We start from the raw sequence: 6580 nt of genomic DNA on the forward strand, positions 1-6580 counted from the left end.
CCGCAGGGTGAGCGAAGCGAATAACGTCTCTGGTGGCGCGATTGCTGGCTTCGTGCACCCTGGCGGTTGTTACCTTCACTTGGTTCCGGTTCGCGCCGCCAGCGACGCTCCTACAAGCAATGTGAGGCGACCTATGCAGCCATGCATACCGGCTTTCATCGCCGGGACTGCAGCCACACCGCCAGGCCCTGGCTGTTGAGCTGGATATCCAGCCCCAGTACAGCCTCCAGCTGCTCGTCTGACATCTCGCAGCCGTGTTCACGGGCGCAGCCAAACAAGTACTCCCTCATGGCCGCCATCAACGCCTTTTCCAGCGCATCTCCAACGGCGGTTGCCGCCACGGTTTCCGCCAGCGCCACGTAGTCGTCCACCATTGTCAGCAGGCGCTCGCCCAGCGGTTGCGGGTTTTCCACCATGCTGTAATGGGTGAGATAGATCCGTTTCGGCTCTAGCGCCAGCAGCTTGCGGATGGAGGCCTTCAATGCCAGCGGATCAAACTGCACCGGGGTGGTGGTCGGGCAGATAAAGGGCCCCTTGGCGGTGGTCAGCGGCGGATAGGACAAGCCAAAGGTGTCGCCGGTGAAAATGCCACGGGACCTGGGGTCATACACGCAAAAATGATGGCGGGCATGGCCGGGGGTATCGATGAAAACCAGCTTGCGATCGCCCACGGTGGCCTCATCGCCGTCGTCCATGGTGCGCACCCGGCGCTCATCCACGGGAATGATATCGCCGTAGATCTCGGCAAACTGGGCCTCACCGTATACCGCTGTGGCACCGGCCTTGAGCTTTGCCGGATCAATCATGTGGCGGGCGCCGCGGGGATGTACCAGCAGGGTCGCCGCTGGCAGCGCCTGCATCAGGCCACCGACGCCACCGGCGTGATCCAGATGCACATGCGTCGGAATCACGTATTTCACCTTTGCCAGATCAATCTTGCGCTCTTTGAGCAGCGCAAGAATGGTCGGCACGGTGTTGTGGGTACCGGTTTCGATAATGGCGTATTCATCACCGCCGCCCAGCAGATAACAGGCCGCCAGCCCTTCGTGCACCATGGCCGTATCGATACGGGTAATGTGCTGGCCGAGGTCGTCAAAATTCTGGAACGTCATGCGTGGCTCCTGAGGTCGCTGAGTCCAACGACTATAGGCCACGCAACCGGGGGCAGCCACCCGACCTTTGGTCAGACAACCTGCCGTTTCAAGCGGGGACACGCTCCCTCTTTGGGTGCTGATTGGAGACAGGCAAGCAGCCCCTGACGTTGCTGGTGGCAGCGGTAAACGCCGGGCTTCACGTCATCTTGCCCTGCCACGGACCACGCTGTGCTTTTATGCGTGGAAAAGGGCTGCCCCATGACCGGAATGACTGCACTACTGATTTACATCGTCTGGACGCTGATTCTGGCACTCAGCTACGCCACCTATCGGCTGCCACTGGTACTCACCGGCAAGAAGGCCGCGAATCATTGGGAGCGAGGCAAGGCGGTTGATGACCCGGCCATTCTGGTCCGCGCCAAGGCGGCGCACCTGAACTGCCTGGAAAACCTGCCGCTGTTTGCGGCCCTGGTGTTGGTGGCAGCGGCCACCGGCCAGAGCGATACAGTCAACGCGCTAGCAGGCTTTATTGTGGCGGCACGCATCGGACAAAGCCTGGTGCATCTAATCGGCACAAGCTTCCCGCTGGTATTCATTCGCGCCAGCCTGTTCCTGGCCCAGGTGGCCCTGATGCTGTATCTGGCCTTCGCCTTGATGTAACCCCTTCAATCGGGGACACACACAAATCGACTCAATCCATGCGTGTCCCTGATTGCTGTGTTCTTCCCTGCAAACAAAAACAGCGGCTCAGGCCGCTGTTTTTGTATCAGCACAACGTGCGTCGAACTTAGTCGGCGTTGCCGGCAAGAAAGGCATCCAGCAACAAGGCGCTGTTGGCCTGCACGGCAGTGGTAATTGCCAGGCCCGGATTTTCGATGCGGAATTTCGGGTTGTGATTGAGTGGCGGCAGTTCGCCGGTGCTCATGTACTTCTTCATCACATCCGGGGCGCCGCCCCCCACTTCCACAAACAGTGTCTCGGCATCGTCAATGCCTGCTACCAGCATGGGGAAATCCTCGGAACCCATCACCGGCGGAATGCCCGGCATGATCCGTTTTTTCCCCAGAGCCCCCACCAGGGTGGCATTGGCTTTCTCCGCCAGGGCCGGTTCGTTGATCACCGGTTCTGCATATCCCAGCATGGTGATGGTGGGCTTGCGCTCCTCCGGTACACCCGCCGCGACGGCAATGCCCTGGGTTTCCCGGTCGATGGCATCCAGCATGGTCTGTCGCACGCCTTTGTCGAACCAGCGCAGGTTCAGCTTCAAGGTGCCGGTTTCCGGAATCACGTTATGGGTTTCACCCACCTGCATGGCTCCCACCGTCAGCACAGCCGGGTCCTGGGCCGGAATATTACGGCTGACAATAGTCTGGTAGGCCATCACCGCCCGCGCGCCCATGACCACCGGATCAATGGTGCCTTCCGGGCGGGAGCCGTGCCCGCCGATACCGGTGAGTTGCACATCCAGCTGATCACTACCGGCCATGCGGCGGCCCGCTTTCACCGCCACCGTGCCCGCCGGCCACACCGGGTACACGTGGGCGGAAATCAGCAGGGAGGGCTTGGGCACCTTGTCATAGAGGCCGTCGTCCACCATGGCCTGGGCACCGGCAATCAGTTCTTCTGCCGGCTGGCCGACCAGCACCAGGGTGCCAGACCAGGCATCGCGGGTCTCCATCATCACCTTGGCGATGCCCAGCAACCAGGCGGTATGGGAATCGTGGCCACAGGCATGGGACACATAGCGGGTGCTGCCGTCATCCAGCTCCACCTGTTTCTTGCTGGCATAGGGTAGGCCACTTTCCTCTTTCACCGGCAAGGCATCCATGTCGCTGCGGAACATGATCACCGGGCCATCGCCGTTTTTCAGCACCGCCGCCAGGCCGGTTTCCGCAATGCCGGTATGCACCTGGTAACCGAGTTTCTTCAAACGCTTGGCCACCAACGCAGAGGTATCGTGCAGGTCGAAGGCCAGCTCCGGGTTGGCGTGCAACTGGCGGAACACCTTTTCCAGTTCTGGCTGCTGGTCTGCAGCCAGCTTGCCTACCTTTTCACTCAGCGACGTGGGAATAGCGGCCTGTGCCAGGCCGCAGGCCATCACTGCGCCAGCCAGAAGGCTGCTGCGCAGCCCATTGATGAATGACATGTGCCCTCCCGTTATTTTTTTGGAATTAAGTTCCATTAATTGATCACAGGATGGGGGAACGGGTCAAGCACAGACTCCTCAGGCCTGTTCATGGCTGTTCGCTTTGCCAACAAAGTTGCAATGGTGTGGCTGGATCGCTTGGCGCAATCAATGGGCTGCAGCCCCTGTCGCGATCAGCCCAGTAGCGGGGCCGGTAACTGCATTGGCAACGGCCTGGCATCCTGGATCGGCCCATGAAAATACATGGACCCCAGATCCGCCAGGGAGCCTACGCACAACATACATTCACCTGCGGCTGGCGCAGAACTTTCCACATAACGCACCCGGTGGCTCGCCTGCCCCCGGTTGCTGGAATACTGCAGCCTCCGATTGGCACGCTTTGTTTCTTTATCGTCCGGCTTCATCGTCAATTAATCCACGTAAGCGCGACATCTGTGTCGCCCTGGTTCCAGAAAAGCCACAAGATCACCCACTACCGCCTCTGGCCTGTGGATAGCCAAACTTATCTTCCACTCACAGTCCAGTCGGTGCCACGCACAATGTTTGCTGACAAGGGAGCGCAACGCGCTCAGTGGCCAATCTGGCGCTTGCGCCATTCCCTGGGAGACAGGCCCGTCCACGCCTTGAAGGCGCGGGTGAAATTGGCAGGGTCGCCATAGCCAAGCGCCTCACCAATGCGGCCGATTTCCAAGTCAGGGTCGGCCAGCATCTGACAGCTGTCCCGGCGCCGAGCGGCTTCCAGCAGCTGCTGATAACTGTAGCCCTGTTCCTGCAGGCGCCGCCGCAGGGTACGGGGCGTCAGGTGCAGGCTATCGGCCAGAGCCTCCGGAGATGGGTACCCGTCAGCGCCCAGTACCAGAGCGGCACGAGCACGGCGCAAGGTGTCATCGGCGTCATCCACCAGCGCACTTTCCCGTTCACACTGGGCCAGCGCCAGAGTAAGGGCCTCCGGGTTGGCGGTGGGTAGGGGCTGATCCAGCAACGCGATATCTCCCGCCAGGGAAATACCGGCCTGCGGCATCCCGAAACGCACTGTCGGCAGCCGACTTCGCCAGCGATCAAACCCCGACGGCTCCTCGCCATACAGCCAGATTTGCCGTTGCTCGGGCAGCTGCGGTATCAGAAACTCTATGCCGCGATACATGCTGGTCAGCATGGAGCTCATCAGCATGTCGCGCAGGGCATCCGGGGCGGAAAGCTCCAGCACCAACTCCATGAACAGGCGATCCTCGCTCTCGCTCACCATCAACTGCGCCCCGCGCCCGCGCAGATGCCAGAAGCGCTCCAGAATGGCGATGGCCTCCCGAGGAGTACCGGCACACATCAGCGCATACCCCAGGTTGCCATGGGCGGTGAGGGGCATGCGGTCGCCGGAGGCAAATCCCAGACTGCCATTACCACTGAGTGATAGTGCCGCCGCCCCCAGCTTCCAGGTATCGTGCAACGACAACCGCCCGGCCGGATCGTCGATCTGGCCGGGAGTAATACCGGCAACCTGCAACAACTGCTCCCGCGAGGCGCCACTGTCTATCGCCGCCTCCATAAAGGCACGTGGATAGGTAGCGGCCTGATTGCGTTGTCGTACCCAGGCCGGAAACGATGCCAGTTGTTGTGTGGTTGCTGTCAGAAGTCCGCTTTGCGGCATTTGGCCACCGATGACAAGTACAATGTCCGTGCAGAATCTCACGCCCCCTGCCCGTTCACCAGTACCGTATGAGCCATATTGAACAAATACCTCAACGAGGAGTTCTGACATGAATGCTGTGGTACCTGTTCGCTCGGGCAAGGCAAAGGCTCGCAAAGGCCTCAACGGCTCCCTGCGCACCCTGGCCGGCAAAAGCCCCAAGGACATGATTCCCAAGGTTCGCCGTCCCCAGTTCGCCTTCAGCGAGGCGCAAGACATACCGCGCTACTGGTGGGACAACGATCCGGTGAAAACCCTGCTGCTGGCTGCCATGTCCGCCAGTTTCCCGCCCGGTGAGCGCTTTTTCATTGATTCGGTGCGTCACTACCAGGATCAGATTACCGACCCGGAACTGAAGAAAGCCATCAAGGGCTTTATCGGCCAGGAAGCGCACCACTCCCGCGAGCATGAATTGATGAACGGCTTCCTGCAGGAACGCGGCGTGGATCTGGCACGACTGGAGCGGGAAATCCTGGGTTTCATGAATCTGCTGCGCAAACATCTGAGCCCGGAACGTCAACTCGCCCACACCGTCGCGGTGGAACATTTCACTGCATTGATGGCTGAAGAATTCCTGCTCAAGTACGACGCTCTGGAACAGATGGATCCACGCATTGCCCCTGTCTGGGCCTGGCATGCCATCGAGGAATCCGAGCACAAGGCGGTGGCCTTTGACGTTTACAAAGCCATAGGCGGCAGTGAATTCACCCGCGTCACCGAAATGATGATCGTCAGCGTGCTGTTCCCGGTATTCTCTGCCGTGCACCTGGTGCAACTGATGAAAGAAGACGGCCAGCTGGGCAACATGAAATCCTGGCTCGGCGCCGTGAACTACATGTGGGGCCGCCCGGGGGTGTTCCGCAAGCTGCTGCCCTCCTACTTCAAGTTCTACAGCCCCAACTTCCACCCGTGGGATCACGACGCCCGCGGCCTGGTGGAGAAAGCGAAAAAGAAATGGCTGGGCGACTGGGGCTGATTATTCAGCAAGCGAAAACAGAAAGCCCCGCTCAAGCGGGGCTTTCTGTTTCAGGGGGAGCAAGCATACGATGCCTCTGTGTTTTCTATTTCTCCCTCTAGAAACAGGCCGAGCTAGGCGGGTAATGCGCTCTCGGTAAACCACTGCAGGATGGCCTCGCGCTGGCTCTCACTGTGCGGATGGGCCAGCAACCCCTCCACCAGAAAGGTACCCACTGTCGCCAGCATGGCCGCGCGTTCCCTGGCGACGCCATCCGCTTGCAGGGTATGGATCACAGCCGCCTCCACAAAGCGGTGAAACTGGTCATGCCATTCCCGGATCACCTCGGACTGTTCCAACCGGGCATGCACCGTGGCCACCAACTCGCGACTCTGCTCGAACTCCCGCAACGCCCAGGCCATCTTCTCCTTCAAAGGTTTGTCCACGATGGTCGGCAGGCGGACCAGGGTCTGTGACATCTGCCGGTTGAGCACACCCACCAACAGTTCGTCCTTACTGGCGTAGTACCAGTACAGGGTATTCGGGGCGACTCCCAGCTCCCGGGCAATCCGGTTCATGGATGTGCCATCGTAGCCCAGTGAGAGGAATAGCCGGGATGCTGTGCTCTCCAGCTCATCCTGCTTTACCTTCAAATCAATATCGCGCTTGTTCTTGGCCAAGGGGCCCTCTCCCATAGTCTT

General features: G+C 60.2%; 6 protein-coding genes. 2 read left to right on the forward strand and 4 right to left on the reverse strand.

All coding sequences use genetic code 11. The features are described from left to right. Positions 1-155 precede the first annotated feature (155 nt). Positions 156-1112 (reverse strand): MBL fold metallo-hydrolase, encoded by a 957-nt coding sequence (locus B3Q33_RS00120; protein ID WP_272963422.1) that lies wholly within the window; start codon positions 1110-1112, stop codon positions 156-158. Between the two features lie 240 nt (positions 1113-1352). On the opposite strand from B3Q33_RS00120, the gene B3Q33_RS00125 reads away from it, so the two are divergent. Next, the gene (locus tag B3Q33_RS00125) at positions 1353-1754 is read left to right on the forward strand and encodes an MAPEG family protein (RefSeq protein ID WP_035245434.1); all 402 of its coding nucleotides are present in this window, start codon (positions 1353-1355) and stop codon (positions 1752-1754) included. A 127-nt stretch (positions 1755-1881) separates the two neighbouring features. Here the strand turns inward: B3Q33_RS00125 and B3Q33_RS00130 are convergent, their stop codons facing one another. After that, positions 1882-3240 carry an amidohydrolase gene (locus B3Q33_RS00130; protein WP_273010186.1) on the reverse strand — a complete coding sequence of 453 codons (1359 nt, stop codon included), beginning with the start codon at positions 3238-3240 and terminating at the stop codon, positions 1882-1884. A 568-nt stretch (positions 3241-3808) separates the two neighbouring features. Next, the gene (locus tag B3Q33_RS00135; protein WP_272961627.1) at positions 3809-4885 is read right to left on the reverse strand and encodes an AraC family transcriptional regulator; all 1077 of its coding nucleotides are present in this window, start codon (positions 4883-4885) and stop codon (positions 3809-3811) included. Between the two features lie 109 nt (positions 4886-4994). On the opposite strand from B3Q33_RS00135, the gene B3Q33_RS00140 reads away from it, so the two are divergent. Further along, on the forward strand, positions 4995-5900 hold the full coding sequence (locus B3Q33_RS00140) for a metal-dependent hydrolase (protein ID WP_272980282.1): 906 nt from the start codon (positions 4995-4997) through the stop codon (positions 5898-5900). Positions 5901-6013: 113 nt separating this feature from the next. On the opposite strand, the gene B3Q33_RS00145 is transcribed toward B3Q33_RS00140, so the two are convergent. Further along, positions 6014-6580, reverse strand: a 567-nt coding sequence (locus tag B3Q33_RS00145; protein ID WP_286826230.1) for a TetR/AcrR family transcriptional regulator, incomplete at its 5' end; no start/stop codon positions are given.

It is taken from the genome of Alcanivorax sp. UBA3183, assembly GCF_002364155.1.
GTDB classification, from domain to species: Bacteria; Pseudomonadota; Gammaproteobacteria; order Pseudomonadales; family Alcanivoracaceae; genus Alcanivorax; species Alcanivorax jadensis.